The organism is Streptomyces sp. NPDC096132 (assembly GCF_044763345.1).
Taxonomy (GTDB): domain Bacteria; phylum Actinomycetota; class Actinomycetes; order Streptomycetales; family Streptomycetaceae; genus Streptomyces.
Genome location: NZ_JBIWGA010000022.1, coordinates 123,620 through 150,258 on the forward strand (window position 1 = coordinate 123,620; position 26,639 = coordinate 150,258).

Annotated in this window: 22 protein-coding genes and 2 pseudogenes; 14 read left to right on the forward strand and 10 right to left on the reverse strand. The window is 70.2% G+C overall.

Annotation, left to right across the window (positions count from 1 at the left end):
• Positions 1-81 precede the first annotated feature (81 nt).
• From ACIRF9_RS38795 to ACIRF9_RS38855, 13 genes are all read left to right on the forward strand, one after another.
• Entirely contained in the window at positions 82-1,329 is a 1,248-nt protein-coding gene (locus ACIRF9_RS38795) for a flavin-dependent oxidoreductase (RefSeq protein ID WP_403832345.1), read from the forward strand.
• A gap of 32 nt (positions 1,330-1,361) precedes the next feature.
• Entirely contained in the window at positions 1,362-1,856 is a 495-nt protein-coding gene (locus ACIRF9_RS38800) for an SRPBCC family protein (protein ID WP_403832347.1), read from the forward strand.
• Positions 1,853-2,770 carry a VOC family protein gene (locus tag ACIRF9_RS38805; protein WP_403832349.1) on the forward strand — a complete coding sequence of 306 codons (918 nt, stop codon included), beginning with the start codon at positions 1,853-1,855 and terminating at the stop codon, positions 2,768-2,770. Before ACIRF9_RS38800 ends, ACIRF9_RS38805 begins: the two co-directional genes overlap by 4 nt.
• Positions 2,771-2,787: 17 nt before the next feature.
• On the forward strand, positions 2,788-4,224 hold the full coding sequence (locus ACIRF9_RS38810; protein WP_403832351.1) for an aldehyde dehydrogenase: 1,437 nt from the start codon (positions 2,788-2,790) through the stop codon (positions 4,222-4,224).
• Positions 4,225-4,240: 16 nt separating this feature from the next.
• Complete coding sequence (locus ACIRF9_RS38815; RefSeq protein WP_403832353.1) at positions 4,241-4,705, forward strand: MaoC family dehydratase; 465 nt, start codon at positions 4,241-4,243, stop codon at positions 4,703-4,705.
• An 8-nt stretch (positions 4,706-4,713) separates the two neighbouring features.
• A complete protein-coding gene (locus ACIRF9_RS38820) occupies positions 4,714-5,436 on the forward strand; it encodes an SDR family oxidoreductase (protein ID WP_403832355.1) in 723 nt (240 codons plus the stop codon).
• Positions 5,437-5,586: 150 nt separating this feature from the next.
• Positions 5,587-6,348 carry an SDR family NAD(P)-dependent oxidoreductase gene (locus ACIRF9_RS38825; RefSeq protein ID WP_403832357.1) on the forward strand — a complete coding sequence of 254 codons (762 nt, stop codon included), beginning with the start codon at positions 5,587-5,589 and terminating at the stop codon, positions 6,346-6,348.
• A 138-nt stretch (positions 6,349-6,486) separates the two neighbouring features.
• Positions 6,487-7,431 (forward strand): SDR family NAD(P)-dependent oxidoreductase, encoded by a 945-nt coding sequence (locus tag ACIRF9_RS38830; RefSeq protein WP_403832359.1) that lies wholly within the window; start codon positions 6,487-6,489, stop codon positions 7,429-7,431.
• Positions 7,428-8,333 carry an amidohydrolase family protein gene (locus tag ACIRF9_RS38835; protein WP_403832361.1) on the forward strand — a complete coding sequence of 302 codons (906 nt, stop codon included), beginning with the start codon at positions 7,428-7,430 and terminating at the stop codon, positions 8,331-8,333. The genes ACIRF9_RS38830 and ACIRF9_RS38835 overlap by 4 nt, the downstream gene beginning before the upstream one ends.
• Positions 8,330-9,955: an AMP-binding protein gene (locus ACIRF9_RS38840; RefSeq protein WP_403832363.1), complete on the forward strand. Its 1,626-nt coding sequence runs from the start codon at positions 8,330-8,332 to the stop codon at positions 9,953-9,955. Before ACIRF9_RS38835 ends, ACIRF9_RS38840 begins: the two co-directional genes overlap by 4 nt.
• Entirely contained in the window at positions 9,948-10,751 is an 804-nt protein-coding gene (locus tag ACIRF9_RS38845) for a maleylpyruvate isomerase N-terminal domain-containing protein (RefSeq protein WP_403832366.1), read from the forward strand. The genes ACIRF9_RS38840 and ACIRF9_RS38845 overlap by 8 nt, the downstream gene beginning before the upstream one ends.
• Positions 10,752-10,773: 22 nt before the next feature.
• On the forward strand, positions 10,774-11,610 hold the full coding sequence (locus tag ACIRF9_RS38850) for an SDR family oxidoreductase (RefSeq protein WP_403832368.1): 837 nt from the start codon (positions 10,774-10,776) through the stop codon (positions 11,608-11,610).
• A 248-nt stretch (positions 11,611-11,858) separates the two neighbouring features.
• Positions 11,859-12,386 carry a MarR family winged helix-turn-helix transcriptional regulator gene (locus ACIRF9_RS38855; RefSeq protein ID WP_403832370.1) on the forward strand — a complete coding sequence of 176 codons (528 nt, stop codon included), beginning with the start codon at positions 11,859-11,861 and terminating at the stop codon, positions 12,384-12,386.
• A gap of 51 nt (positions 12,387-12,437) precedes the next feature.
• Here ACIRF9_RS38855 and ACIRF9_RS38860 read toward each other — a convergent pair.
• The 5 genes and pseudogenes from ACIRF9_RS38860 to ACIRF9_RS38880 form a co-directional block, all read right to left on the reverse strand.
• Positions 12,438-13,850: pseudogene (locus ACIRF9_RS38860) on the reverse strand (MFS transporter); the annotation flags it as partial.
• Positions 13,851-14,043: 193 nt separating this feature from the next.
• Entirely contained in the window at positions 14,044-14,610 is a 567-nt protein-coding gene (locus ACIRF9_RS38865) for a TetR/AcrR family transcriptional regulator (RefSeq protein WP_403832372.1), read from the reverse strand.
• A gap of 102 nt (positions 14,611-14,712) precedes the next feature.
• Positions 14,713-16,158, reverse strand: coding sequence for an aldehyde dehydrogenase (locus ACIRF9_RS38870; protein WP_403832374.1), 1,446 nt, complete (start codon positions 16,156-16,158; stop codon positions 14,713-14,715).
• A gap of 34 nt (positions 16,159-16,192) precedes the next feature.
• Entirely contained in the window at positions 16,193-17,389 is a 1,197-nt protein-coding gene (locus ACIRF9_RS38875) for an oxygenase MpaB family protein (protein WP_403832376.1), read from the reverse strand.
• 243 nt (positions 17,390-17,632) lie between these two features.
• Positions 17,633-19,222 (reverse strand): annotated as a pseudogene (locus ACIRF9_RS38880) (MDR family MFS transporter); the annotation flags it as partial.
• A 253-nt stretch (positions 19,223-19,475) separates the two neighbouring features.
• On the opposite strand from ACIRF9_RS38880, the gene ACIRF9_RS38885 reads away from it, so the two are divergent.
• On the forward strand, positions 19,476-21,851 hold the full coding sequence (locus tag ACIRF9_RS38885) for a SpoIIE family protein phosphatase (protein WP_403832378.1): 2,376 nt from the start codon (positions 19,476-19,478) through the stop codon (positions 21,849-21,851).
• A 12-nt stretch (positions 21,852-21,863) separates the two neighbouring features.
• Here ACIRF9_RS38885 and ACIRF9_RS38890 read toward each other — a convergent pair whose 3' ends face one another.
• From ACIRF9_RS38890 to ACIRF9_RS38910, 5 genes are read right to left on the reverse strand one after another with little or no spacing between them, the layout of a single operon-like run.
• Complete coding sequence (locus ACIRF9_RS38890) at positions 21,864-22,784, reverse strand: hypothetical protein (RefSeq protein WP_403832380.1); 921 nt, start codon at positions 22,782-22,784, stop codon at positions 21,864-21,866.
• The gene (locus ACIRF9_RS38895) at positions 22,781-24,907 is read right to left on the reverse strand and encodes a PEP/pyruvate-binding domain-containing protein (RefSeq protein ID WP_403832383.1); all 2,127 of its coding nucleotides are present in this window, start codon (positions 24,905-24,907) and stop codon (positions 22,781-22,783) included. Before ACIRF9_RS38895 ends, ACIRF9_RS38890 begins: the two co-directional genes overlap by 4 nt.
• Positions 24,908-24,910: 3 nt before the next feature.
• The gene (locus tag ACIRF9_RS38900) at positions 24,911-25,654 is read right to left on the reverse strand and encodes a DedA family protein (protein WP_403832385.1); all 744 of its coding nucleotides are present in this window, start codon (positions 25,652-25,654) and stop codon (positions 24,911-24,913) included.
• Positions 25,612-26,391, reverse strand: a complete 780-nt coding sequence (locus ACIRF9_RS38905; protein ID WP_403832387.1) for a hypothetical protein — start codon at positions 26,389-26,391, stop codon at positions 25,612-25,614. The genes ACIRF9_RS38900 and ACIRF9_RS38905 overlap by 43 nt, the downstream gene beginning before the upstream one ends.
• Complete coding sequence (locus ACIRF9_RS38910) at positions 26,388-26,570, reverse strand: hypothetical protein (RefSeq protein WP_403832389.1); 183 nt, start codon at positions 26,568-26,570, stop codon at positions 26,388-26,390. Before ACIRF9_RS38910 ends, ACIRF9_RS38905 begins: the two co-directional genes overlap by 4 nt.
• Positions 26,571-26,639 lie beyond the last annotated feature (69 nt).

Sequence of the window (26,639 nt, forward strand, 5' to 3'; positions counted from 1 at the left end):
TCTTGACGCGTCATCTATCGCCAACCTAGCTTTCTCACATCGTGATGTCCAGATCCACAATGTAAGGCGGCTGGGTAGGCAATGATCCAAGACGAAGACGGCAGCCGCGCAGACGTCCTGATCGTCGGCGCGGGCATCGGCGGGCTCACGCTCGCGCTCGAGCTCCACGCGGCCGGGCGCACAGTGCAGGTCCTGGAGGTCGCGGAAGAACTGGGAGCGGTCGGGGTCGGCATCAACGTGATGCCGCACGCGACGCAGGTGCTCGCCGAACTGGGCCTGCTCCCCGCGCTCAGCGCCGTGGCGGTGACCACCCGCGACGGCTACTACTTCAACCGTTTCGGCCAGCAGATCCATCGTGAGACGCTCGGAACCGGGGCCACGCACGCGTACCCGCAGCTGTCGATACACCGCGGCGATCTGCACACGGTGCTCCTGCGGGCCGTCCGTGACCGCTTGGGTCCGGACGCCATCCGCACCGGCGTGCAGTGCGTCGGCTTCCATCAGGACCGTGACGGTGTGGCCGCGCTCGTCCAGGCCACCGCGGACGGTCGGCAGCTGCCTCCCGTGCGGGCGAACGCGCTTGTGGGCTGCGACGGCATCCACTCCGCGATCCGCAAGCAGCTCCACCCGAACGAAGGCGCACCGCGCTACAGCGGAGTCAACATGTGGCGCGGAGTCACCGTGGCCCCACCGTTCCTCGGCGGCGCGGCGATGGTCAGGGCGGGTTGGCTCACCACCGGCAAGCTGGTGATCTACCCGATCCGAGACGACGTCGACGGTCAGGGCAACCAGCTGATCAACTGGGTCGCGGAACTGGAGACACCGGCGCACAAGGCACGCGCCTGGAACACCCCCGGCGACCTGACGGACTTCTCCCTCGCGTTCGCCGACTGGAAGTTCGACTGGCTGGACGTGCCCGCGCTGCTCGCGCAGGCGGAGTCGGTCCTCGAGTACCCCATGGTCGACCAGGACCCGCTGCCGTTCTGGGGCGAGGGCCGGGTGACGCTGCTGGGCGACGCGGCCCATCCGATGGTGCCGCGGGGCTCGAACGGTGCCGCCCAGGCCATCCTCGACGCCCGCGCGCTGCGCGAGCACCTTGCCACCGCCGGCATCGAACGCGCGCTGGCGAACTACGAGGCGGAACGCCGGCCGGCGACCTCCGCGGTCGTCCTGGCCAACCGCGCCACGCCGCCGGACGCGATCCTGCGCGAGGTCTACGAGCGCACCGGGGACCGGGCCTTCGACGACATCTCGGACGTGATCAGCCCGGACGAGATGGAAAAGCTGCTCCAGCAATACCGCCGACTCACCGCCGGCGCCGATCGATAAATCACCTTTTCACAGTTCCACGGAGGATCCTCATGGTCTCCATTTCCCGCGAATTCCCGGTCAACGCGCCCGGCGATACGGTCCTCAATCGATCGCAGCTCTGGCGTGGCCTGGAAATGAAAGCCCGTAATGCCACTCTGTTCGTCCGGCGTATGCAGACCTGCGTCGTCATCGAGGACGGCGAACTCGAGTTCACGCGGGACATCGTCATCCGCGACGAGCCGCACCGTGAGCACATCACGTTCACGCCCGAGGAGAAGGTGCACTTCGAGCGAGTCGGCGGCAACACCAAGGGCTACATCACCAACGAGATCCACGAGGATTCCGCCGGGGAACTTGTTCTTCGGTTCACATTCAACCTCGAGCGGACCGACCTCGAACCGGGCGGCGCGGAAGAGCACGCGTACTTCGCCAAGGTGGAGGCCGAATACGAGGACGCCGTCCGCACCACGCTCGAAACGACGCGGCAGATGGTGCGCGACGAAGCCGGCGAAAACAATGCGAGCCACGCGGGAGCTGCCAAATGACACTGCGAGTGACGGGCCTGCTGCATTTCGGACTGCAGGTCCCGGATCTTTCCCGGGGCGAGAAGTTCTACGCCGATTTCGGCCTCGACACCCAGGAGCGCGACAGCCGGCTGGTCGTCCGCTGCGACGGCCGGGAGCAGGACCAGGCCGTGCTCAGCGAGGGCCCCACCAAAGCCCTCGGGCATGTGGCCTTCGGCATCGAGAGCGGGTCCGCGCAGGAGTGGGCCCGACACCTGGAGGGCCAAGGGCTGAAGCTGCTGGACGCCCCGGCGGGCGGCCATGACGGCGGCCTGTGGTTCCGTGACCTGGACGGCAACCACATCAACCTGCGCGAGGAGCCGCTGGCCGCGTGGCGGTCGTTCGGCGAGCAGAGCTACAACTTCGGCGACGCCACCCCGCGCGTGGACCGGGCCGCCTGGCAGCAGTACATGGGCGGCGTCACCAAGCCACGCCGCATGGGCCACCTGCTCGTCTTCTCCAGCGACAACGAGAAGTCGGAGCAGTTCTACGCCCGCACCCTCGGCATGAAACTGTCGGACAAGATCCCCGGCCGGGCGACGTTCATGCACTCCGCCCCCGGAGACCACCACATCTTCGGCTTCATCCAGAGCACCCATCCCGGCCTGCACCACACCAGCTGGGAGGTCGCCAACATCGACGAGATCGCGCTGGGTGCCCAGACCATGGCCCAGCGCGGGCACCACGAGGCCTGGGGCCTGGGCCGACACACCCTGGGTTCCAACCTGTTCACCTACATCCGTGACCCGTGGGGCAGCTGGGTCGAGTACTTCAGCGACATCGACAAGATCGCCGAGGACTGGGAGCCGCGCAGCTACGACGTGCCGCCTGCCGTGTGGTGCGCCGTGATGCCCAAGGAGTTCCACTCCAACCTCGAAGAGCCACGGCGGTCGTGACCGAAAGGAGCGCAACGATGCGCGAGTACGACTCCCTGTATGTCGACGGCCAATGGCGCAAGCCGTCGGGTGGTGGGACGATCCCGGTCGTCTCCCCGGTGACCGAGGAGCAGTTCACCAGCGCGCCGCTGGCCGACCGCTCCGACGTGGACGACGCGGTCGCCGCCGCACAGCGCGCGTTGCGCTCCCCGGAGTGGGGCGCGATCAGCCCCGATGAGCGAGCGGTGCTCCTGGAGCGGTTCGCCGACGAGATGGAGAAGAACGCCTCCGAACGTGCCGCGCTGACCACGGCGCAGAACGGCATGCCGATCGGCCTGGCCGAGGGCTACGAGGGCCAGGGTCCGATCTATCTTCTGCGGTACTACGCCGGACTCGCCCGGGCCACGCCCCTGGAGGAGCACCGGCCGCGGTTCGGTGGCGGAGGCACGACCGTGGTGCGGCGGCAGCCCGTCGGCGTCGTCGCGGCGATCGTGCCGTGGAACTTCCCGCAGTCGCTGACCATGTTCAAGGTGGCTCCGGCACTGGCCGCGGGATGCACCGTGGTGCTCAAGCCCTCCCCCGAGACGACGCTCGACGCACTCGAACTGGCGGCCACGGCGGAACGTGCCGGACTGCCGGCCGGCGTCCTCAACGTCGTCACGGGTGGCGTCGACATCGGCCGGCACCTGGTCGCCCACCCCGGGGTGAACAAGATCGCCTTCACAGGTTCCAGCGCCGCGGGGCGTGAGATCGGCGAGGTGGCGGGGCGCCTGCTGCGGCCGGTGACCCTGGAACTCGGCGGCAAGTCGGCGGCGATCGTCCTCGACGATGCCGACCTGAGCGACTCGGTCGCGGGCATCGCCATGGCGGGGCTGCTCAACACCGGTCAGACCTGCTTCGCGTCCACCCGCATCCTCGCCCCCCGGTCCCGGCACGACGAGGTGCTTCAGGCAGTTGCCGCGTTCGCGTCGAACCTCGTCATCGGCGACCCCACCGACCCGGACACGAACGTCGGCCCGCTGGTCAGCGACCGGCAGCGGCAGCGCGTGGAGTCGTACATCGCGGCGGGCAGGTCCGACGGCGCGACGCTCGTGACCGGCGGCGGCCGCCCGGAGCGGGACAAGGGCTGGTTCGTGCAGCCGACCGTCTTCGGCACCGGCAACGACACGAAGATCGCCCGTGAGGAGATCTTCGGTCCCGTGCTGGTCGTCATCCCCTACGGCGACGAGGACGAGGCCGTGGCCATCGCCAACGACTCCGACTACGGGCTCGGTGGCACCGTCTGGACCGGCGACCCCGAGCGGGGCCTGGACGTGGCGCGCCGGGTCGAGACAGGCGTCGTCGGGATCAACAACAGCATGCTCGACTTCGGCGCGCCCTTCGGCGGCGTCAAGTCCAGCGGCATCGGGCGCGAACTCGGGCCGGAGGGGCTGCACGCCTACTTCGAGCTCAAGTCGGTCTTCCTCCTGGATTAGAAAGGTGCCCTCAGGCATGACCAGCACCGTGACCACCATCCGCAGCGCGGACGAGGCACGTAGCCTGATCGGCGTGGATCTGCGGCCCAGCGACTGGCTGGAGGTGACCGCCGAGCGGATCGCCGCGTTCGCCGACGCCACCGGTGACCACCAGTGGATCCACCTCGACCCGGTACGCGCCGCTGCCGGCCCTTTCGGCAAGCCCATCGCGCACGGCTTCCTGACGCTGTCGCTGCTGCCCGTCCTCACACCGCAGATCGTGCGGTTCGACGGCTTCGGCATGGTCGTGAACTACGGCACCGATCGCGTGCGCTTCCCCGCTCCGGTGCCCGTCGGCTCCCGGGTGCGGGGCACCGGGCGCATCGAATCGGTCACCGAGGTGCCCGGCGGCATCCAGGTCGTGATGGCCGTGGTGATCGAGATCGAGAACAACAGCAAGCCGGCTTGCGTGGTCACGTCCGTCAGCCGCTACTACCTCTGAGGCCAGACATGCACATTACGGGTTCGGTCGCGCTGGTCACCGGCGCCAACCGAGGACTGGGCAGGACCTTCGTCGACGAACTGCTCGCCGCCGGGGCCGCGAAGGTCTACGCGGCGAGCCGCCGGCCGGAGGAGATCGACGACCACGGCGACGACCGGGTCGTCCCCCTTCACCTGGACCTGTCCGACCCCGCGTCGGTCACGTCCGCGGCGACGCAGGCCGGCGACGTCACGCTGCTCGTGAACAACGCCGGCATCAACACCTTCACACCGATCCTGGGCGACGAGGCCGAGATCCGCCGGGAGTTCGAGACCAATGTGTTCGGCACCCTGGCGGTCAGCCGGGCCTTCGCGCCCGTGCTGGGCCGCAACGGCGGGGGCAGTCTGGTCACCGTCCTGTCCTCGCTGTCGTGGTTCGTCACCCCGGACAGCGGCGGTTACGCGGCCGCCAAGTCGGCGTTGTGGTCCGTGACCAACGCGCTGCGCCTGGAACTGCTCGCACAGCACACGAACGTGGTCGCCGTGCACTGCGGCGCGATCGCCACGGACATGGCCTCGGACACAGCGCGCAACCTGATCGCACCCGAGGACGTTGCCAAGCTCACCCTGGAGGGCGTCGAAGCCGACGCCTACGAGGTGTTGACCGACGAGCTCTCCCGCCGGGTCCGTCGCCTGCTCGGCGAGCCCGTCGAGGCGATGTACCGCGCGCTCCAGAACCGGCCCACAAGCTGATCCACAGCCCTCGGTGCGTGTGCTGATCGGCACGTGCCCTACCTGACGGGCCCGGCCGGACCCCGGCGCGGGTGCGGACGCGCCGCCGGTTCCGGCTGGGCCCGTCGAACCCCATCACTGCAGTTCACCCAGTACAGCGGAAGGATTGCCATGCAAGGACTCAAGGGAAAGCGGGCCATCGTCACCGGCGGCGGCCGTGGCATCGGCAGAGCCGTCGTGACGCGCCTGGCCGCCGAAGGCGTGGCCGTAGCGGTCAACTACCGGTCGGACCGTGAGGCGGCGGAGTCCCTCGTCGCCGATCTGACCGAGGCCGGTGCCGATGTCCTCGCCATCCAGGGCGACGTCAGCGACCCCGCCCAGTCGCGTGAGGTGATCGACCGGGCGGCCGACGAGCTCGGCGGGCTGGACATCCTGGTCAGCAACGCCGGTATCGAACACTTCGGCTCCCTCGACGAGCTGACCCCCGAGGACTTCGACCGGGTCTTCGCCACCAACACCCGGGGACAGCTGTTCGCGGCCCAGGCCGCCGCACGGCATCTCTCCGAGGGCGGCCGGATCGTGCTCACCTCGTCGGTGAGCGCCCACAAGGCGGTGATGCACCACACCCTCTACGCGGCCAGCAAGGCGGCGGTGGAGGCCATGGTGCTCAACCTCGCCCTGGAGCTCGGCCCGCGTGGCATCACCATCAACGCCATCGCTCCCGGCGGCACCCGCACGGACATGGCCGTCTCGGCCCGCGGGAAGTACCGGCATCCCGCGCTGGACATCACCTCGGAGGTGTACTTCAAGTCCCACATCGCCCTGGGACGGCTCGCCGAGCCGGAGGAGATCGCGGCCACGGTGGCCTTCCTGGTCTCCGACGACGCCCGGTACATCACCGGCCGGACCACCCAGGTCGACGGCGGCTACTGACGAAACGGCGGCCCATTCTGTGGAGCGGAATCGCCGACGACCCCGTCGACCAGGCCGTATGTCCGATCGCAGAGTGAAAAGCGCAGGAGCCCGCGTCACGGCGAGTCCGAGGCGCGGTGCTGAGGAAAGGGAATTCGCATGATGTTGGAAGGCAAGGTGGCGGTCGTCACCGGCGCCGGCCGCGGCCTGGGGCGCGCGTACGCCGTGGCACTGGCCGCCGCCGGTGCCTCGGTGGTGGTCAACGACCTCGACGCCGAGGCACTCGACGAGACCGTGGAGATCATCGAGGCGGCAGGCGGCACAGTCACCGGCCTGGTCGCGGCGGTCGGCTCGGCGGAGGTCGCCGACAAGCTGGTGCGCACCGCGGTCGGCGTCTACGGCAGGCTCGACGTGATGGTCCCCAATGCCGGGGTGTTGCGGGACCGCACGCTGACCAAGCTGTCGGACGAGGACTTCGACCTGGTCCTGGAGACCCACCTGCGGGGCACGTTCACCTGTGCCCGGGCGGCGGTGGCCCGGTTCCGTGAGCAGGGCACCGGCGGACGTCTGATCCTGATCGGCTCGCCCGCCGGCCAGTACGCCAGCTTCGGGCAGACCCCGTACTCGGCGGCGAAGGCCGGCATCGTGGGCATGGTCCGCACCCTCGCCGCCGAATGCGGCCGAATGGGCGTCACCGTCAATGCCGTCATCCCCACCGCGCTGACCCGGATGGTCGCCACCATCCCCGGCCTCGGTGAACTGGTGACGGCAGTGGACGCGGGCGAGCCGGTCCCGCCGGTGGCCCGGCGAGCCGGGCTCGGCTCCCCGGACGACGTGGCCGGCCTGGTGGTCTTCCTCGCCTCCGACCTTGCCGCCGACATCACCGGGCAGGCCATCGGCGCGGGCGGGGACCGGCTGTCGGTCTGGTGCCACCCGACCGAGGTCGTCGTCGCCTCGAAGGAAGGTGGCTGGAGCGCGCAGGACATCGCCGAGCAGGCGAACTCGCTGCTGCGCCCGCATGTTCAGTCGTACGAGGGCGCCCCGCCGCCCGACCTGTCGGGTGCCGCGGCGTCGGTCACCGAGAAGGAGAAGGTGTCGGCATGACCGGTTACGTTCCGCGGATCGATCTCGACTCGCTCGTCGCGATCGACGTACACACCCACATCACGGCCTCGGTCAGCGGCGCCAAGGACGAGGTCGCCGAGAGCATGGCGGGCTACTTCGGCAAGAACGACCTGGGCGACGGCACCCTGCCCGCTCTCGCCGCCTACTACCGCGCCCGCAACATGGCGGCGGTCACCTTCCCGGTCGACCTCGGCCCGGACGGCGACGACATGACGATCTCCAACGAGGAGATCGCCGAGCTCGCCGTCGACCACTCCGACGCCGTGATCCCGTTCGCGAGCGTGCACCCCGCCCGGCGTGAGGCCGGACTGGCCCTGGCCGAGAAGCTCATCACCGAGTACGGCGTACGGGGCTTCAAGTTCCACCCGAACACGCAGGGCTTCTTCCCGAACGACCGGATCGCCTACCCGCTGTACGAGTTGCTCCAGTCGCACGGCATCCCGGCGCTGTTCCACTCCGGGCAGGCCGGCACCGGCGCCGGGACCAAGGGCGGCGGCGGAATCCGGCTGAAGTACTCCAACCCGATCCACCTCGATGACGTCGCGGCCGACTTCCCCGACCTGCCGATGGTCATCGCGCACCCCTCCTTCCCCTGGCAGGAGGAGGCGCTGGCGGTCGCGACGCACAAGGCGCAGGTCTACATCGACCTGTCGGGATGGTCGCCGAAGTACTTCCCGCCGATCCTTGTCCAGTACGCGAACACGCTGCTCAAGGACCGCATGCTCTTCGGCAGCGACTTCCCGATGATCACCCCCGACCGGTGGATCGCGGACCTGGAGAAGACGGGCATCCGCGACGAGGTCAAGCCCGGCATCCTCAAGGACAACGCCATCCGTTTCTTCGGACTGGACCGGGTGGCGGGGACAGCGGGTTCCTCGTGAGCGGGCCGGTGCCCGGGGCGAACCCGAGCGGGGCCGTCGGGCGCCATCTGCTGGCCGTCGCCGACGCCTGCGCCGATCGCCCCGCGATCATCCAGGGCGAACGCGTCGTGCGGTGGCGGGAGTTCGCGGCGGACGCGGCTCGGCTGGCGGCCGATCTGGACCGGCTCGGCATCGGCGCGGGCTCACGCGTCGCGCTCTACTGCCGCAACCGCCCCGAGTATCTCGTCGCCCTGTTCGCACTGTTCACCCTGGACGCTGTGCCGGTGAACGTGAACTACCGCTACCGGGCTACCGAGTTGGCCTACGTGCTGCGCGACTGCCAGGCCGCGGGGGTGATTCACGCGGCCGAACTGGGCGACGTCGTCGACGAGGTCTGGTCCGGCCCGCGCATCGCCGTGGACACCGAGCGCGGCGGCTTCGACCTGGCCTCGACGTCGGCCGACGCCGGGCCGCCGTCAGGGAGCCCGGCCGGCCTCGATGAGTGGCTGCTCTACACCGGCGGTACGACGGGCATGCCCAAGGCGGTCGTCGGCAGCCAGCGCGAGCGCCTCGGTGTGAACTACGGCATCGGGCTCGGCCACATCGGCTGGCCGGGCGAGCCGGACCCGCCGGTCCACCAGGTCGTCGCCTACCAGCGCGAGAACGGCATCGAGCCGGTGTACTTCGCCGTCGCCCCGCTCATGCACGGCACCGGGCTGTACTGCGCGCTGATCGGCATGACGATCGGCGCGACCGTCGTCCTCACCGAGTCCCGCTCCTTCGACGTGACCGAGATCGCGCGGGTCATCGGGGCGCGCCGGGTGACCGACATGCACGTGGTCGGGGAGGCGATGCTGCTGCCGCTCGTCGACGTCCTCGACGAGGCGCGGCAGGGCGGCACTCCCTACGACGTCGGCAGCCTGCGCCGGGTCCAGAGCAGCGGCACGGTGTGGACGCCGCGTACCAAGCGACGCCTGCTCGCGCACGCCGACGCGGAGCTCACCGACATGATCGCCGCTACGGAGGGCGGGCCGTTCGCGCTGTCCGTCACCTCCCGGACCCGGCCGCCCGCCGACGACACTCCGTTCGCCCTGGTGCCCGGCGCCCGGCTGCTGCGGGACGACGGCACGGACGTCACACCGGGATCCGGCGAGGCGGGCGTGCTCGCCGCACCGACGGCGGCCGGCGCTCACTACCTCGGAGATCCGGCCCGTACCGCCACGACCTACCGCGATGTCGACGGACAGCGCTATGTGGCGCCCGGCGACCTGGCCACGGTCGACACCGACGGCACGGTCACCCTGCTCGGCCGCGGGAGCTCCGTGATCAACACCGGCGGCGAGAAGGTCTACCCCGACGAGGTGGAGGACGCGCTGCGCCGGCACCCGTCCGTCCGCGACGTCACGGTGGCCGGCCTGCCCCACGAGCGCTTCGGCTCCGTGGTGGGCGCCGTCGTCGTACCCGCCGACCAGCACGCTGACCCGGCCGAGCTCACGCAATTCGTCGCGGCCCGACTGAGCAGTTTCAAAAAGCCACGGGTGGTCGTCTTCGTTCCGGAGATCCAGCGGCTGGCAAGCGGCAAGACCGACCTCAGCTGGGTTCGAAAAAAGCTGGAAAGCAAGGGAGTTGAGGCGAATGTCTGACGCCGGAGTCACTGCGAGCAGACTCCTCGTGGCGGACGCGCTCCGTATCGCCCGGAGCCTGAAGCCGGAGGAATGGCAGGCACAGAGCGCGGCCGAGGGCTGGCGGGTCCAGGACGTCTTCTGTCACATGGCCGTCTTCTTCAACATGGTCGCGGATCCGTCCATGCAGCTGCCTGAGAACCCCTCGGGCAAGGCGGAGCGGATGAACGACCTCACCGTGGACGAGCGCCGGCATTGGACCCCCGCTCAGGTGCTCGACTACTACGAAGCACAGTCCGGCGCCGGCCTCGCCGCACTGGAGGCGCTCCAGGGCCCGGGGCTGGCGAACGCGCCGATGCGGATGGCGGAACTCGGCACGTACCGGATGTCCGAGCTGAGCGATGCCATGGCCTTCGACCACCTCGTGCATCTGTCGGCGGACGTCCTCATGCCGAGGGGCCCCGTCGGCGGAGCCGGTGTTCCCCTCGACGAGGAGCGGGTGGCTCCGGCTCTTGAGTGGATGCTGTCCGGCCTGCCGAAGATGTGCGGCGGTGCACTCTTCCCGGTGCTGACGGAGCCGGTGCGGATCGTCCTGGACGGCCCGGGGGCGCTCGAGTTCGTCCTGGCGCGAGCGGAGACCGGCACTCAGCAGGTCGCGGTGCGTCGGGACGGCGGCTCGGCGCGGTACACGGTGCGCAGCTCCACCACCGACTTCCTCCTGTGGGGCACGACCCGTGAACCGTGGCAGAAGTCGACGGAGATCGACGGGGGCAGCAAGTACGTCGCGGATGTTCTCTCGGCGATCAACATCGTCTGACACAGGAAAGGCTCTCGCCACCATGGCCAACTACATCGAGGGAAAGGTCGTCGTCGTCACCGGAGCCGGAGGCGGCTTCGGTCGGCTGACCGCGGAAGCGCTCATCGGGATGGGCGCCAAGGTGGTCGGAGGCGATATCGACGCCGAGGCGCTCAAGGTCTTCGAGGAGGAGACGGCGGCCGGTACCGGCTCTTTCATCGGCGTACCGACCGACGTGACACAGCGTGCTGACGTCGAGCGACTCGTCCGGACCGCCGCAGACACCCACGGCTCGGTCGATGTCATGATCAACAATGCCGGCACGATGCCTCTGGCGTTCTTCTCCGACCACGTGGAGGCGTACACGGCGTGGGACCGCTGCATCGACATCAACCTCAAGGGCGTGCTGAACGGCATCACCGCGGTCTACGACCGGATGATGACGCAGGGCCACGGCCACGTCGTCAACATCTCCTCCATCTACGGGAACTTCCCCGTTCTGGGCGCGGGTGTCTACGGCGCCACCAAGGCCGCTGTGAACGTGATGTCGGAGTCCCTGCGGGTCGAGGCCCAGGGGAAGATCAAGGTCACCGTGGTCAGGCCCACCGGTGTCGTGGGGACGGGAATCGGCTCCACCATGATCAACCCGCAGGCGATCACAGGCATCGGTGGTCAGAACACACCGCGGTTCTTCGAGAACTACCAGAAGTACGTCGCGGGCACTTTGCCGCCCGAGATGACGGATCCCGGCAACACCGCGTACTGGACGATCGACCCGCGTGAACTGGCCGAGAACGTCGTGTACGCGATCAACCAGCCGCTCGGCGTGTCGATCAGCGAGATCACCGTGCGCGCGACCGGCGAGAACTACATCCTCTGATCCCGGTTCGACGGCTCATCAATTGTTCGAACAACAAAATACGCAGCGCCTGTACGTGTGCCCCCTGCCGGCCGGTCGGCAGGGGGCACGCTCACGTCGTCATAAGCCCACCCGAGGGTCGGGGAGTCGGTGTACCCCCCAAGTAAATCGTCCACCGGCGTCCCCCCGCACCTGCGATCCGCCCTGTCGGCCAAGGCCGGGTAGCGTCTTTCTGTTCAAGCAGGTTCGGCACGCGCAGCGAGGACGACATGGCCCAGCCGGAGAACACGGACGCCAGCGGCTCGATCACAGCACACGGCAAGGCGTCGGCGGACGGCCCGTTGCCGCTGCCGCCCTCCGTCGCGGCCGGGCGGCTCAGTCACGCGATCTTCCGTGTGGCCCGAGTGCACCACATGCTCGCCGGGCAGCTACTGCGCCGCGTCGGCCTGCACCCCAGCCAGGAGCTTGTCATGATGCAGCTGTGGGAGCGCGGTCCCCAGCGGCAGACGGACCTCGTCCGTCTCCTCGGCTCGGACGCCGCCACCATGACCCGCACCATTCAGCGTCTTGAGCACGCGGGCTTCGTACGCCGCCAGCCCTCCCCGACCGACAAGCGGGCCACCATCGTCGAACCCACGGCCGCCGGCAACGCCCTCCGGCGCGAGGTGGAGAGCGCGTGGCTCGAGCTCGAGGCGAGCGTCGTCTCCGATCTGCCCCCCGAGGAGCAGGCCGAGGTTCTCGCGGTGCTGGGCCGGATCGAGGCCAGTCTCACGCGAGCCGCGACGCAACCCGCTTGAGCGACCACGCCACGGATCGGGGAACGGTCAGCCGCCGTGGGCCCGGGACATGGGGCGCTGCCGTGGCAGAAAGAGGGCCAGGACCAGTCCGACGGCCATGGCGGCGGTGGCGATCAGGAACGAGAGGCGGAAGCCGTGCATGGTCGGAATCTCCACACCACCCGCTGTGTCCGCGGTGTTGGCCAGGACCGTGCCGATGACGGCGCTGGACAGTGACGTGCCGATGGACCGCATGAGGGTGTTGAGGCCGTTGGCCGCACCCGTCTCCGAGGGGTCGACCGCGCCGGTGATCAGCGCGGGCAGGGAGGCGTAGGCGAGGCCGATCCCAGCGCCGAGAACCGTCGAGATGACGAGCGTCTGCCAGACGGCGCTCATCAGACCGGTCCCGGCGCCGTAGCCGATCGCGATGACCAGCAGGCCCAGCACGAGGGTGGCCGTCGGGCCGTACTTGGCCGACACCCGGGCGTAGACGGGGGTCATGAACATCATCATCACGCCCATCGGGGCCATGCACAGGCCCGCGACGACCATGGACTGGCCCAGTCCGTAGCCGGTCGCGGTGGGCAGCTGAAGCAACTGGGGCAGGACGAGCGTCTGCACGTAGAAGGCGACGCCGACCATGATCGAGCCGAGGTTGGTGAGCAGCACCTGACGGCGTGCGGTCGTCCGCAGGTCCACCAGCGGGGCCTCGCGGCGCAGTTCGAGCACACCCCACAGGACGAGGACCACGACCGACCCGGCGAACAAGCCGAGGGTGGTGCCCGACGTCCAGCCCCAGTCGCCGCCCTTGGTGATCGGGAGCAGGAAGAGCAGGAGGCCGAGGGAGAGCCCGAGCGCGCCAGGCAGGTCGAAGGAGCCCTCGGCCCGGACCGGGGACTCGGGTACGGCGAGCAGGACGAGGCCGATCGAGACAGTGCCGAGGCCGGCCGCGCCGTAGAACAGGGTGTGCCAGTCGGCGTGTTGGGCGACCACGGCGGCGGCGGGCATCACGAGGCTGCCGCCGACGCCTATGGAGGAGCTCATCACGGCCATCGCCGAGCCGAGTTGCTCGCGGGGCAGCAGATCGCGCATCAGGCCGATACCGAGCGGGATCACGCCCATGGCGAAGCCCTGGAGGGTACGGCCCGCGATCATGACGGTCAGGTCGCTGGTGACCGCGCTGATCAGGGCGCCGACCACCATGAGGGCCAGGCTGGCGACGAGCATGCGCCGCTTGCCGTAGAGGTCGCCGAGACGGCCCATGATCGGGGTGGCTACGGCTCCGGAGAGCAGCGTCGCGGTCAGGACCCAACTGGCGTTGCTGGACGTGGTGTTCAGCAAATGCGGCAGGTCCTTGATGACCGGGACCAGCAGGGTCTGCATCATCGAGGCGAAGACCCCGGTGAAGGCGAGCACCGGGATCAACGGTCCGCTCGTTCTGCGTGCGTGCCGTCGGGACGGCCGTTCGGTTGTCGTCTGAGTCATGGGAAACAGGCCTCCAGGCCGGAGCGGTGGGGTGGGCGGGGCGGATCCGGGCAGCACGCGATGTCCCGTGGAGCAACGGGAGATCACGGCCGACGGCTGCGCGGGTGCGCAACCTCGGTGCCGGAGAAGGGAGTTCTGACTCGACGGCGTTCCTGGCCGCCGAGTCGTCGGCTCCCGCCCTGCGCCCGGCCGCTCAGGCCGTTCGGCGGCGCGGGCGGGCCAGCATGCGCTCGGCGGCCACCTGCAGGTGCTCGCGTAGCTCGTCGTCGCCGACCTCGGGGAAACCGACCGGTGCGATGGCAAGGCCCCGGATGGCGGCGGCGAGGTAGAGCCGCTCGCTGAGGTCTTCCTCGTTGCCGCAGATGAGCTGGGCGAACTGCTCCCCGACCCGTGGCCACTGGCGCATCACGGGCTCGGGGTCCCGACGGTCGCCTTCCTTGGCCAGGAACGCGAGGAGAGCGCGGTGCTTGACCAGGAGGGCCACGTAGTCCGCGATCGCCGCGCGTCGCCGCGCGGGCTTGAGCGGGCCGGGCCCCCACTTCTCGAAGTACGCGTTCAGGTCGGTGAAGGCGGGCTCCACCACCGCGTTGAGGAGGTCCTCCTTGGTACGGAAGTGGTAGGTGACCGCCGCCTTCGTCAGCCCCATGCCAGAAGCGATCATTCCGATCGACGCGCCCTCGTAGCCGAGCTCCGTGAACAGTTCGAGGGCTCGACGCAGCATCCGCTCCCGCGTCTGCTCCTGGTCCTTTGCCTCCGACATGGCTCCTCCTCGTTACGTCGACCCCCTCGTACCGGGGCTCACTGGACGGTCGTCCAGCATAGGTTTTCATGATCCCCGGCCCGGGCGAGAGGGAGTCAGGCACTAGGCCGTCGGCAGGAGGACGGACTTCACCTGGAAGTACGCCAGCAGGCCCTCGACGCCGTTCTCGCGGCCGAGACCGCTGGCCTTGTAGCCGCCGAACGGGGCGGCGTTGTCCATGCGGTAGCCGTTGATACCGACCGTGCCGGTGCGGATGCGCCGGGCCAGTGCCGTACCGCGCTCGGTGTCGGCGGTCCACACGCTGCCCGCGAGGCCGTACTCGGAGTCGTTGGCGAGCGCGACCGCCTCGTCCTCGTCCTGGAAGGGGATCACGGCGATGACGGGACCGAAGACCTCCTCGCGGGCGATGACCATGTCGTTGCTGACGTCACCGAAGACGGTGGGCTCGAGGAACCAGCCCCGGTCCAGGCCGGTCGGACGACCGCCACCCGTCGTCAGCCGGGCGCCCTCGCCGCGACCGGTGGTGATGTAGCCCTCGATCCGCTCCCGCTGCCGGGCGGAGACGACGGGACCGATGGCGGTCCCCGGGTCGAGCGGGTCGCCGACGGTCATGGACCGGGCCATCTCGGTGATCGCGTCGAGAACCTCGGTGTAGCGGTGGGCGGGGGCGAGGACGCGGGTGTTGGCAGTGCAGGTCTGCCCGTTGTTGGGGAACGACACCCGGGCCAGGTCGGCGACGGCCGTGTCGATGTCGGCGTCTTCGAGGATGACGGCCGCGGACTTGCCGCCGAGTTCGAGGGTGACGGGGCGCAGCAGCCGTCCGGCGACCGAGCCGATGATGCGTCCGGTGGCGGTGGAGCCGGTGAAGGAGACCTTGTCGACGCCGGGGTGGGCCACCAGGGCCTCGCCCGCCTCCACTCCGCCGGGCACGACGTTGAACACGCCGGGCGGCAGTCCGGCCTCGGCGGCGGCCTCGGCCATGATGTTGGCGTCCAGAGCGGTCTCCAGCGCCGGCTTGAGCACGACGGTGCAGCCGGCCGCCAGCGCGGGCGCGACCTTCATCATGGCCAGGGCCTGCGGGTAGTTCCACGGCACCAGGGCGGCCACCACACCCAGAGGCTCGCGCCGGACCAGGATCTCGCCGGGCAGGAAGCCCGGCCGTACCTCTTCCAGCGGGAGGGTGCGGATCAGCCCGGCGTTGTAGCGCAGCAGGCTCGCGCCGGCCAGTCCGTTCGCCCCGGCGGAGAGAGTGATCGGCATGCCGTTCTCGGCGGTGACGGTCTCCGCGATGAGGCTGGAGCGCTTCTCCAGCTCCTCGGCGAACCGCTCCAGGGCGTCGGCCCGTTCGGCCGGCGTCAGGTCGGACCAGCGACCGTCGTCGAAGGCGCGGCGCGCGGCGGCGACGGCGGCGTCGACGTCCGCGGCGTCACCGATGGGCGTGCGGCCCATGGCCTCCTCGGTGGTGGCGTTGATGACCGTGTTGACGTCGGTGGAGTGGGGCGCGACCCATTGGCCGTCGATGAACAGGGAGTTGTAGTGGTGCGTCATGGCTGCTCCTGAGGGAGGGAGTGATGGGCCCGGGTCAGGCCGCGTGGGCTTCCGGCGAGATGTGCGCCTGGTAGGCGGTGTGGTCCGGCATGCTCTCGGCGACGACCGATGTGATGACGGCGGTGAACTCCTCCCGAGCCACCGCAGTGGTCTCGGGCGTGCGGTGTTGCAGTTGCCAGGACTGCGCGCTTACGGCACCGAGCAGAGGCAGCAGCGCGGCGTTCCGCGAGTGAGGAAGGTGCAGGCCGTCGGCGAACCGGTCGCCGTGGACGTGGCGGAGCAGACCGTTGAAGAGATCGCGCACGGTCTCCCGGTCCAGCATGGCAAGGGGCCCGGCGGACATGGTCGTCGCGTTGGATTCGAGCATCGCCTCGGTCAGCGCACGGGCGTTGTCGTCGGGTTCACGGACGGTGGAGTCCAGCAGATCCAGCAGCTCCTCCGCCGCGACGTCGCTGCGGATGTGGAGGTGGAACCGCTCGTCCAGGCCGAGCACGTGCGCGAGGTAGGACCAGAACCGGTAGTGCTGGGCCTGCTCCTGCTCGCTGAAGACCATGCCAAAGGCGCGGGAGTACAGGAACGGCACGATGGTGAAGCCGAACCAGGTGCGCGCGACGTCGGTCTGGTTGATGGGGACGCCCCACTCGGCGCTGTCCCAGCCGTGCTTCATCGCCGTGTGACGCACCCGTGCGTGCAGCAGCCGCACCTGGACCGTACCCACGTAGCCGGGCGCGCCACGCAGCAGGGCGCCGGGCAGCACGGCCTGGTTCTTCCACATCCCGGTCTCGACCAGTCGCCGCTCAGCCATGGTGGTGAGCTGCCCCGTCTGGACGAGCAGCTTGGCGATGCTGGGCGAGGCGTACACATGGGCCAGCGAGAGCCCGGACGAGGCCAGCGCCTTCCACACCGGGGGAAGCGAGAGATCCGGTACGTCGCCCGCGGCCACGGTTTCGTGGTCGATCCACTCCGGCATGGTCTCGATCTGCGTCAGGAACGCGGTGATCGCCGGCGGCGGGTTGTCCAGGCTGTCGAGCCCGTGGACGATGCCCTGGTTCAGTTGCCGCTTGGCCTCCTTGCCGAGCTCGTTGATCTCCAGGATCACCGCGTCGGCCAGAGGGTCGCCCACCTGGAGCATGTCCAGCATGAACTCGGCCCTGGAACCGTGCTTTGCCCGGGCCTCTTCGAAGTTGATGACTCGCTCGGGAAGCCTGACGTTGCTCGCTGTCGACACCACGATGTCGCCTCTTTTCACTGGCTGGGGAACTACCGACCCGTTTCGACCAGGGGATTTCATGACCAGAAGCTGGTCACCTGCTGGCCGATCAGACAGTTGAAAGGTACACCCAGAACTGTACGACCGTAAAGTCAAACGCCTTACGGTCGTACAGTGACTTACCTTACGACCGTAAGGCTCAGACCGACCTCGGGACTCACCCGCAGGAAGGCCTCAGGAGCGGCCGCGCACCACGCGGACGGGAGCCGCCTTGGCGATGACCGCCACCTTCCGCAACGGCGCCTCCTTGATGAACAACGTGGCCAGGAAGGCCATGAAGGCGAGCGGCGCGACGTACAGGAAGACGTCAGCGATCCCGTGCCCGTACGCGCTCTCCATCCAGGTGCGCGCTGGCGCAGGCAGCAGATCCATGTCGGGCAGCTCGCCGGTGCTCGTGGCCTCCACCGCCGCCACCCGGTCCGCCCCGCCAAGTGTGCCGAGGGTGTCCCCGGCATGGTGGGCGGTGCGACTCGACATCACCGAGCCGAGCGCCGCGACGCCCACCGCACCACCGAGCGAGCGGAAGAAAGTGACAGTCGAGCTGGTGGCACCGAGTTCCTCTGTGGCGACCTGGTTCTGGGTGGACAGGACCAGGTTCTGCATCAACATGCCGATACCGAGGCCGAGCAGCGCCATGAAGATCGAGACTCGCCAGTACGCGGTGTCGTACCGGATGGTCCCCAGCAACCCGAGTCCGGCCGTCAGCAGCGCACCACCCACGACCAGCCAGGCCTTCCACTTCCCGGTCCTGGTGATGAGCCGCCCGGACCCGCTCGACGCAAGGAACAGGCCCGCGACCATGGGGATCGTCATCACGCCCGACACGGTGGGGGACTTGTCGCGCGCCAGTTGGAAGTACTGACTGAAGAAGACGGTGCCCGAGAACATCGCGACACCGACGAAGAGTGAGGCCACCGAGGCCAGCGTGATGGTGCGGTTACGGAAGAGATGCAGCGGCATGATCGGTTCGACTGCCCTCGCCTCGACGAGCACGAAGAGCGCCGCGAGCACGAGCGCGCCGCCGACCATGACACAGGTCTGCGCGGACAGCCAGTCGTACTTCTCGCCGGCGAAGGTCATCCAGACCATGAGCAGCGACACAGCCGTGGTGATGACGGAGGCACCGCCCCAGTCGACCTTGACCTCACGCCTGCTGTACGGCAGCCGCAGCGTTCGCTGAAGCACCACCAGGGAGAGAACGGCCAGAGGTATGCCGGCGTACAAGCACCAGCGCCAGCCGAGCCAGGCCGTGTCGGTGATGACACCGCCGATCAGCGGGCCGCCCACGGTCGCGACGGCGAACGTGGCCCCGAGGGAGCCGGAATAGCGACCGCGTTCCCTGGGCGGAACCATGGCGGCCAGGATGATCTGGCTCAGCGAAGCCAGGCCGCCGGCGCCCAGGCCCTGGACGACCCGGGCACCGATCAGCATCCCGGAACTCTGCGCCAGCCCGGCGGCGATCGAACCGGCGATATAGACACTCAGAGCCGTCTGGACCAGCGCCTTCTTGCTGACCAGGTCGGCGAGCTTGCCCCACAGGGGGGTCGAGGCCGTCATCGCCAGCAGGCCCGCGGTCACGACCCAGGTGTACGCGCTCTGCCCGCCGCCGAGGTCCTTGATGATCTCGGGCAGCGCGCTCGAGACGATGGTGGAGGACAGGAGGGCCGCGAACTGGCCGAGCAGCAGCCCGGAGAGCACTCGCATGATCTGCCGGTGCGCCGTCGGGGCAGTGCCGCCGGGGGCCACTCCCCCGAGCTCGGCATGGGGCCGTGCACTGGCCGGTGTCGCAGCCATGGGCTTTCCCTTCCTTACATGTTCAAGACATGCTCAAGCGAGCGAGGCGAATTACTTGTAACACGCACACACTATACGACCGTAAAGCATCTTGCTTTACGATCGTCCAGCGCAGATTGCGATTTCGGAGAGCAGAACCGGCGCCACCGCCGGGTGAGCCACGGCTGCGCCCCACTCGTCTTGCCATCCGTTTCCCCCGGGACCATCGTGGATGGTGCCTGCCCCTGTGGCAGGAGGCTCCGGGGAAGGCACCATGGACGGATTCGACAAAGTGGTCGGCCGGCTCACTCGTCGGTGGACCGACGCTGGTCCGGCGCCGTCCGAGCCCGTCGCCGTGACCGACCGGGACGGCCTGGTGACCTCCTGGAGCAGCAAGGCGCAGGATCTGCTCGGCTACACCGCCAGGGAGATGGTCGGCAGGCCGATGACTCTTCTGCTCGCGGCCGACGACACGGTGCTGCACCGCGACGGACGCCCGCTGGACGTCCGGCTACGCCTGTGGCCACTGCTGGACACCGACGGGGAAGCAGGGTTTCTGCTGACGGCACAGCACCCGGCGGGGGGTGGAGAACCGTCGGGTCACGGCGCCCTGGTGGGGTGGGGGTTCGACCAGAGCCCGACCCCCGTCGCCCTTTACGACCGGCAGGCCCGACTGCAGCGGATGAACCAGCAGATGATCCATACCAGCGGACATGCCGAGGACGAGCTTCGCGGGAAGCTTCTCCACGAGACACTGCGGACCGTCGAGTTCGCAGAACTCGAGCAGCGCATCCTCCGGGTGCTCGAGAGCGGCAGTCCGCAGTTCATCGAACGCTACGTCAGGGCTCCCGGCGAGGCGAAAGCGCACGCGTGGGCCGTGGACATCTACCCGCTCAAAGACGCGGACGGCCGGACCCAGGGTGTCGGCGTGGCCGCGTCCGACTACTCCCAGCAGTACGACTCCCGGGAGCGGCTGGCACTGCTGAGCGAGGCCCGCACCCGCATCGGAGCCAGCCTCAACGTGGCCGGGACCGCCCGCGAGCTGACCGAGGTCGCCGTGCCGCGGTTCGCCGACATCGCCGCGGTCGACCTGCTCGACCCCGTGTCCCAGGGTGACCTGCCCGCTCCCGTCCTCACCGGGCCCGTCCAGGTGCGCCGGGCCGCGCTCCGGACGGCGTTTCCCGTCGTCTGGGAGGCACCGGCCCCGGGCGAACTCACCCGGCATCCGGTCTCCTCGCCCCTCACCCGGTGCCTCACCACCGGCCAGGCGCAACTGCACCACATCACCGACCCCGAGATCGCCCGCTGGTTCGCCGACGACCCCGCCCAGGCGGCACAGGCCGGGGCGAGCGGCGCGCACTCACTGATCGCGGTGCCCATCCGCGCCCGTGGCACCACCCTCGGCGCGGCGCTTTTCCTCCGCTGCGGTGCCACCCGGGACCCCTTCGGCCCCGACGATCTCACCGTCACCGAGGACCTGGTGGCACGCGCGGCGATCTGCCTGGACAACTCCCGCCGGTTCACCCGCGAACGCGGCATCGCCCTGGCCCTGCAGCGCGCCCTGCTCCCCCACGGCCTGGCCGCACACCCGGCCGCCGAGACCGCCGCCCGCTATCTGCCCGCGGGCGGCACCACCCAGGCCGGCGGCGACTGGTTCGACGTGATCTCCCTGCCCGGGGCACGGATCGGCCTGGTCGTCGGCGACGTCGTCGGCCACGGCATCAACGCCTCGGCCACCATGGGCAGGCTCCGCACCGCCGTGCGGACCCTCGCGGACATCGACCTGCCTCCCGACGAGCTCCTCACCCACCTCGACGACATCGTCACCCACGCCAACGACGAACAAGCCACGGACCCCGCGGGTGAGATCCCGGGGGACCTCGGAGCCACGTGCCTGTACGCCGTCTACGACCCGCTCTCCGGCACCTGCGCGATGTCCCGGGCGGGCCATCCCGCGCCGGTGGTGGTCCACCCGGACGGCACCGGAACCGTCGTCGAGCTGCCCTCCGGTCCCCCGCTGGGTCTCGGCAGTCTGCCGTTCGAGGCGACGGAGCTCACCCTGCCCGAGGGCAGTGTGCTCGTCCTGTTCACCGACGGCCTCGTCACAGGCCGCGACCAGGACATCGACGAAGGTCTCGCGGCCCTCCGCGGCGCTCTCGCCCGGCCCGCCGACTCGCTGGAAACGCTGTGCGACACCGTGCTGGATGCGTTGCGGCCCGAGCAGCAGGCCGACGACATCGCCCTGTTGCTGGCGCGCACCCGCATCCTCGACGACGACCATGTCGCCTCCTGGGACGTCCGGGTCGATCCCGCGGCCGTCGCCGAGACCCGCCGACGCGCCTCCGACCGGCTGACCTCCTGGGGCCTCGACGAGGCCGCCTTCATCACGGAACTGATCGTCAGCGAACTGGTCACCAACGCCATCCGGTACGGCAGCGGCCCCATTCGCCTCACGCTGATCAAGAACGAGACACTCGTCTGCGAGGTCTCCGACGGCAGCAGCACCAGCCCCCACCTACGCCGCGCCCGCGTCTACGACGAAGGGGGCCGCGGCCTGTACATGGTCGCCGAGCTCACCCAGCGCTGGGGCACCCGTTACACCCACGAGGGCAAGACCATCTGGGCCGAGCAGGCCCTACCCTCGCCGTAGCCGATACCCGGCTCAGCCCCGGTACTCGGCCTGCCCCTCCCCCACGACGACCGCGCTGGTGCGGTTGGTGCTCGCGTCCTCGATGCAGCCGCGCAGCCGCATCACGTCGTGCGGCGGGAGCGCCGGGCGGACGACGCCCGCGTAGACGCCGTCCCTCATGTGGTTCAGTGTGGCGTTGCCGTTCTCGGCGGCGGTGGAGCGGCGGCAGGTCTCCCACAGGTCCTGCGCCGCCAGTTGGACCGCCTGCGCGCTCTCGTCGCCGCGGGTCTCGACGCGGAAGACCATGGTGGTGCTCGCCGAAGCGGGGGCCTTCTCGGCTCGCGTCTGGGTGGCGTCGGCCAGGGCAGTCCACAGCACCGGCACCATCGCCAGGGCGGCCACGGCCGTCACGACGGCGATCACCTTCCGTCCGGTTCGCGCGGGCGGGACGGCCGGCTGGGCCTCCAGTCGGGCCGTACTACCGGCGACCGGCGGCGCGGCCAGTGCCGCCAGCCGTCCGGCCAGACGGCGCTCCGCACCGGGCCGTGCGGTGGCACCGGCCACTTTCTGGATGACCAGGGCGAGACCCGACAGGGCCGCGCCGGCCACCATCAGCACGGGCACGAAGACGAAGGTGCGCTGGGCCCCGTTCAGCTCCGTACGGTTCACGGAGGACAGCCAGTTGAAGCGGTTCGGCGCCGGGGCCCGGGTCTGTTCGAGCCGCTTGCGTACATCCTCGATGCGGGCGTCCGACTGCTCCAGCCGCTCCTCCAGCCGGGAGAAGCGGGTGAGCAGCAGGACGGTGGCGAGGAAGACCTCGACGATCAGGAGCAGGGCGGCGGAGATCAGGGCGCGCTGCCACTCCCAGCGGGTCAGGTAGAGGACGGTGTAGTAGCCGGCGTAGACGGCGGACAGACCGCCGAAGGTGTAGCCGACCAGTCTGATGGCCTTCATGCCGCCGGCTCCTTTCGTGTCGTGGTGGCTCGGGGAGCCGTGTCGGTGGTGTGGTCGTCCGCGTCATCCATGTCGGCCTTGGCGACCGCGCCGGTGCCGCCGTCGACGCTGAGGGAGGTGCCGACCGGGTAGCGGTCGACCGCTCCGGGAACGCCGACCGCCGTGGGCACCCGGTATTCACGGGCGAGCACGGCCAGGTGGGACAGCGCGCTGCCGGTCTCCGCGACCAGTCCGGCCAGGCCCGGCAGCAGTGGGGCCAGGGCGGGGTCGAGGGAGCGGACCACCAGGACGGCGTGCTCGGGGCGTCCACCGTGTCCGTCCCAGGCCGTGCCGGTACCGAAGCCACCGCCCGCTCCCTGGCCCTCGCCCGAGGTCCGGTGCCCGGGCGGGAGCTGGGCGACGGGGCGGCCGTCGGCGAGGCGGAACGCGGCGGGCAGCGGGCCGGTGTCGGGACGGGGCGGCCGCTCGGTGAGATCGGCCGGCAGTCCTTCGCCGTCCGCCGCCTTGACCAGCTCGTCCCAGCGCAGCAGCACCAGACGGGACAGTCCGAGGGTGCACTCGCCAGGTCCCATCCGGTGCCCCATCTCCCGCACCATCTGGGCCTGCATCTCCTGCACCCAGCGGATGCGCAGCCGCAGCCCCTCCCGCACCGGCAGGGCTCCGACGCCGCGCGGCACTGTGGTCCACCCGGTGGTCGCGGGGAGCGGGGCACGCTCTCCGAGGGTGGGCGGCAGCAGAGCCAGTAGCACGGGGTGGCGCTCGATCAGTTCGACGTCGCTCAGGCCGCGGGTGCGGCCTTCCGCAAGCTCGGCCAGTGCCTCCCCCGCGGCGGTGGCGCCGGTGCCCGGACCCAGCAGGGCGCCTGCCAGGGACTCCTGCGCGTGCAGGGCGGACAGCACCTGCCGCCCCCATGCGACGGCTTCGAGCATCTGGCCGCTGAGCATCTCCTCGGGCGGCGGGAAGTCGGCGAGCGCCTGGTCGACGTCCGCCATCAGATCGATCGCCAGCAGCGGCAGCGCGGAGCGCAGCCGGCCCACGCGCCAGGCCGCTCCGGCCCGGCGGGCGCCGGGGGCGGGGTTGATGAAGTCCAGTACCGGGTGCGCGGAGGGTACGGCGCCCAGCAGCCTCAGATCAGCGGCGGCGCGGCCCTGCACGGTGGTGACGAGGGGCAGCTTGCGCAGCCGGCGGCGGGAAGCGGCGCCCGCGATGTCGAGGGCCCGGGTGAGGCCGTGGGACATCGGGGCGACCCACAGGTCCTCCTCCAGCGGCTGGAGGACTCCGGGCAGCGTCTCGGCGACCGGGCCGGGACCCAGCAGCCGGGCGCCGCGGGCGGGCCGGGCGGCCATAGCGGTGATCGGCCGGGCCTGGAAGAGCCAGAGCTGTCCGTCGGCGTCGAACCCGAACTCCATGTCCTGCGGGCCGCCGAACACCCGCTCGGCCTTCTTGGCCAGCGCCACCAGCCGCACCTGCTGCCGGTGCGACAGCGTCCGGTCGCCGCGGGCTTCGGCCGGCTCGATGCGCACCAGCCGGGCCATACGCGTCAGCTGGTAGCGCACGCCCTGGGTGCTTCCGTCGACCAGCTGGTCCGGTCCCCCGCGCACCGCGCTCACCAGGATCCGGTCGGTGCGGCCCTCGACGGGGTCGGCGCCGAACATCACTCCGCCGGTGGCCGCGGTGAGCATCGGCTGCACCAGCACCGCCATCCCGTCACCGGGCGGGGCGTCCTCCGGCGGCCGCAGGGGTCGTACTCTGCGGGCGGAGTCGAGCACGGTCTGCACGGCGGTGGTGAAGTCCTCCCAGCCCCGCACGTCCAGCACCGACTCGAAGCGTCCGGCCATCGAGGAGTCCTCGGTGTCCTCGTGCGCGGAGGAGGAACGCACGACGAGCGGCCGCTCCTGTCCTTCCGGTCCCGCCAGGTCCCGCCACGCGGCGAGCACCGCCGCGTCGCCGGTCGGCGCCCCGGGCGCCAGCTCGGTGGGCACCAGCACGAATCCCGGCAGCGTCGGCAGACCCGCCACGGCGGCACGCGCCAGATTCGCGGCCTTGGCGCCGGTGACGGTCGTGTCCTCGGCCCGTTCGCTGTCCAGCGGCACGACCGCCAGCTCCGCACCCTCGAATCCCATGGGTCAGCCTTCCTTCGCATACGTGAGCATGTGCGGCGGTTCCTGGGCGGGAACCCGGATCTCCGCACCGACCGCGACCACCGTGGAGCGGGTCCGCTCGATACGGCGACGGCGGGTGTGGATCCGTACAACGGTGAAAACCGTGAGCACCGCGGCGGCGCCCGCGGCGAGCGCGATCAGCCCGACCGAGTGGAGGAGGTCGATGACGGCCGCGCCGGCGAAATAGCCGAGCAGCACGTTGCCGATGCCCCAGATGACGGACGCGACCGTGCTGTAGAGGAGGAAGCGGCGGTACGGCATTCCGGAAGCGCCGGCGGCGAAGGGCAGGAAGGTCCGCACGAAACCGATGAACCGGCCCGTGATCACCGCCGTGCCGCCATGACGCAGCAGGAACGCCTGCGCCCTGCCGATCCGGTTGTCCGGCCGGGCATGGCGCGCCATCCGTGCGTTCGGGCGGCGCTTGCACCGGCGTCCCAGGGCATGGCCGAGACTGTCACCGGTCATGCCCCCGGCCACCACGACGGCGGCGAGCAGCAGCACGTTCAGCTCTCCGTGGCCCGCGAGCGCGGACGCGAAGAGAATGGCCGCCTCGCCGGGCACCAGCAGGCCGACGAAGGCGCTGGTCTCAGCCGCCGTCACGGCGAACACCACCAGGTACGACCACCATCCGGCGGCTTCGAGCAGGGCGTCGACGTTCATGGTGTTCAGCCCGCCCGCCGTACGGACACAGGCGCTGCTCCGGCCCACGGCCCCGGCGCCTCGGCGCGGGACGGGAGCGGAACGACCTCCGCCTCCGGTGCTTCGGCCTGTGCGGCGCGCACGGCCGTGCCGCGTCGGGAACCGTCCCGGGCCGGGACGCCCGCGACGAACCAGGCCACGGCCGGCGTGGCCACGGCCAGCAGTGCGGCAAGTAGATGGCGGTCCGTGGACAGCACCTCCCACGCGACCGCGGACAGTGCGACCAGCAGCACGGTGGCCCGTACGCGGGGCCGGGCCACGGTGGTGGCCACCGCGAGGGCCATCAGCACGTACCAGCTCGCTACGACTCCGGGCAGCGCCAGGTAGTCGCGCAGGAGGGAGGTCTGGCTCTCGGGGAAGCCGTGGGACGAGACGAAGGCGGCGAGTCCGGCCGCACCGGACAGCAGCAGTGCGAAGGCGGTGCGTGCGTAGCGGGCCTGGTTCCGATGGGCCAGCCAGGCCAGGGTCAGCGCCATCAGCGGCCAGGGGGCCAGGGTGTGGATCCGGTCGAGTACCTGCGCCGCGTCCTGCCCGAACGCCGAAACACTGTCCGCCAGGGCGGAAGCCTCGGGGCCGAGGCGCTCGGCGCCGGATGTCATCAGACCGGCGCCGAAGACGGCCGCCGCACCCGCGGCCAGCAGGATGACGACGTACACGACCACGGTCGACGCCACGGCCACCGCGCCGCGTCCGATCTTCCGTGGCACGTTGAGCCTGCGTGCCGCGCAGACGGTCACGGAACTCACCGGGTCGCTCCGCCCACGAGGACGGCTGCGCCGTGGCCGTCCGATGCGCAGCGCGCCGGAGTGGGGTTCAGGCCGTGGGTCTCGGCCGCGCGCCACAGCGGTATGACGGCGCCGAACTGCCGCACCGGTGTGCCCTGCGACGGGGACACGCCGTCCCTCACGGTGGTGGGTGGGTTCACGGCAGCCTCCTGATCAGCTCGGGACGCATCTAGATCGTTGATGCATCAACGACTCCATCCTGAACCTGC

What these genes read in the sequence shown, in the direction of transcription:
- ACIRF9_RS38795 (WP_403832345.1), top strand. Translation starts at nt 82, where the DNA reads ATGATCCAAGACGAAGACGGCAGCCGCGCAGACGTCCTGATCGTCGGC.
- ACIRF9_RS38800 (WP_403832347.1), top strand. Translation starts at nt 1,362, where the DNA reads ATGGTCTCCATTTCCCGCGAATTCCCGGTCAACGCGCCCGGCGATACG.
- ACIRF9_RS38805 (WP_403832349.1), top strand. Translation starts at nt 1,853, where the DNA reads ATGACACTGCGAGTGACGGGCCTGCTGCATTTCGGACTGCAGGTCCCG.
- ACIRF9_RS38810 (WP_403832351.1), top strand. Translation starts at nt 2,788, where the DNA reads ATGCGCGAGTACGACTCCCTGTATGTCGACGGCCAATGGCGCAAGCCG.
- ACIRF9_RS38815 (WP_403832353.1), top strand. Translation starts at nt 4,241, where the DNA reads ATGACCAGCACCGTGACCACCATCCGCAGCGCGGACGAGGCACGTAGC.
- ACIRF9_RS38820 (WP_403832355.1), top strand. Translation starts at nt 4,714, where the DNA reads ATGCACATTACGGGTTCGGTCGCGCTGGTCACCGGCGCCAACCGAGGA.
- ACIRF9_RS38825 (WP_403832357.1), top strand. Translation starts at nt 5,587, where the DNA reads ATGCAAGGACTCAAGGGAAAGCGGGCCATCGTCACCGGCGGCGGCCGT.
- ACIRF9_RS38830 (WP_403832359.1), top strand. Translation starts at nt 6,487, where the DNA reads ATGATGTTGGAAGGCAAGGTGGCGGTCGTCACCGGCGCCGGCCGCGGC.
- ACIRF9_RS38835 (WP_403832361.1), top strand. Translation starts at nt 7,428, where the DNA reads ATGACCGGTTACGTTCCGCGGATCGATCTCGACTCGCTCGTCGCGATC.
- ACIRF9_RS38845 (WP_403832366.1), top strand. Translation starts at nt 9,948, where the DNA reads ATGTCTGACGCCGGAGTCACTGCGAGCAGACTCCTCGTGGCGGACGCG.
- ACIRF9_RS38850 (WP_403832368.1), top strand. Translation starts at nt 10,774, where the DNA reads ATGGCCAACTACATCGAGGGAAAGGTCGTCGTCGTCACCGGAGCCGGA.
- ACIRF9_RS38855 (WP_403832370.1), top strand. Translation starts at nt 11,859, where the DNA reads ATGGCCCAGCCGGAGAACACGGACGCCAGCGGCTCGATCACAGCACAC.
- ACIRF9_RS38865 (WP_403832372.1), bottom strand. Translation starts at nt 14,610, where the DNA reads ATGTCGGAGGCAAAGGACCAGGAGCAGACGCGGGAGCGGATGCTGCGT.
- ACIRF9_RS38870 (WP_403832374.1), bottom strand. Translation starts at nt 16,158, where the DNA reads ATGACGCACCACTACAACTCCCTGTTCATCGACGGCCAATGGGTCGCG.
- ACIRF9_RS38885 (WP_403832378.1), top strand. Translation starts at nt 19,476, where the DNA reads ATGGACGGATTCGACAAAGTGGTCGGCCGGCTCACTCGTCGGTGGACC.
- ACIRF9_RS38890 (WP_403832380.1), bottom strand. Translation starts at nt 22,784, where the DNA reads ATGAAGGCCATCAGACTGGTCGGCTACACCTTCGGCGGTCTGTCCGCC.
- ACIRF9_RS38895 (WP_403832383.1), bottom strand. Translation starts at nt 24,907, where the DNA reads ATGGGATTCGAGGGTGCGGAGCTGGCGGTCGTGCCGCTGGACAGCGAA.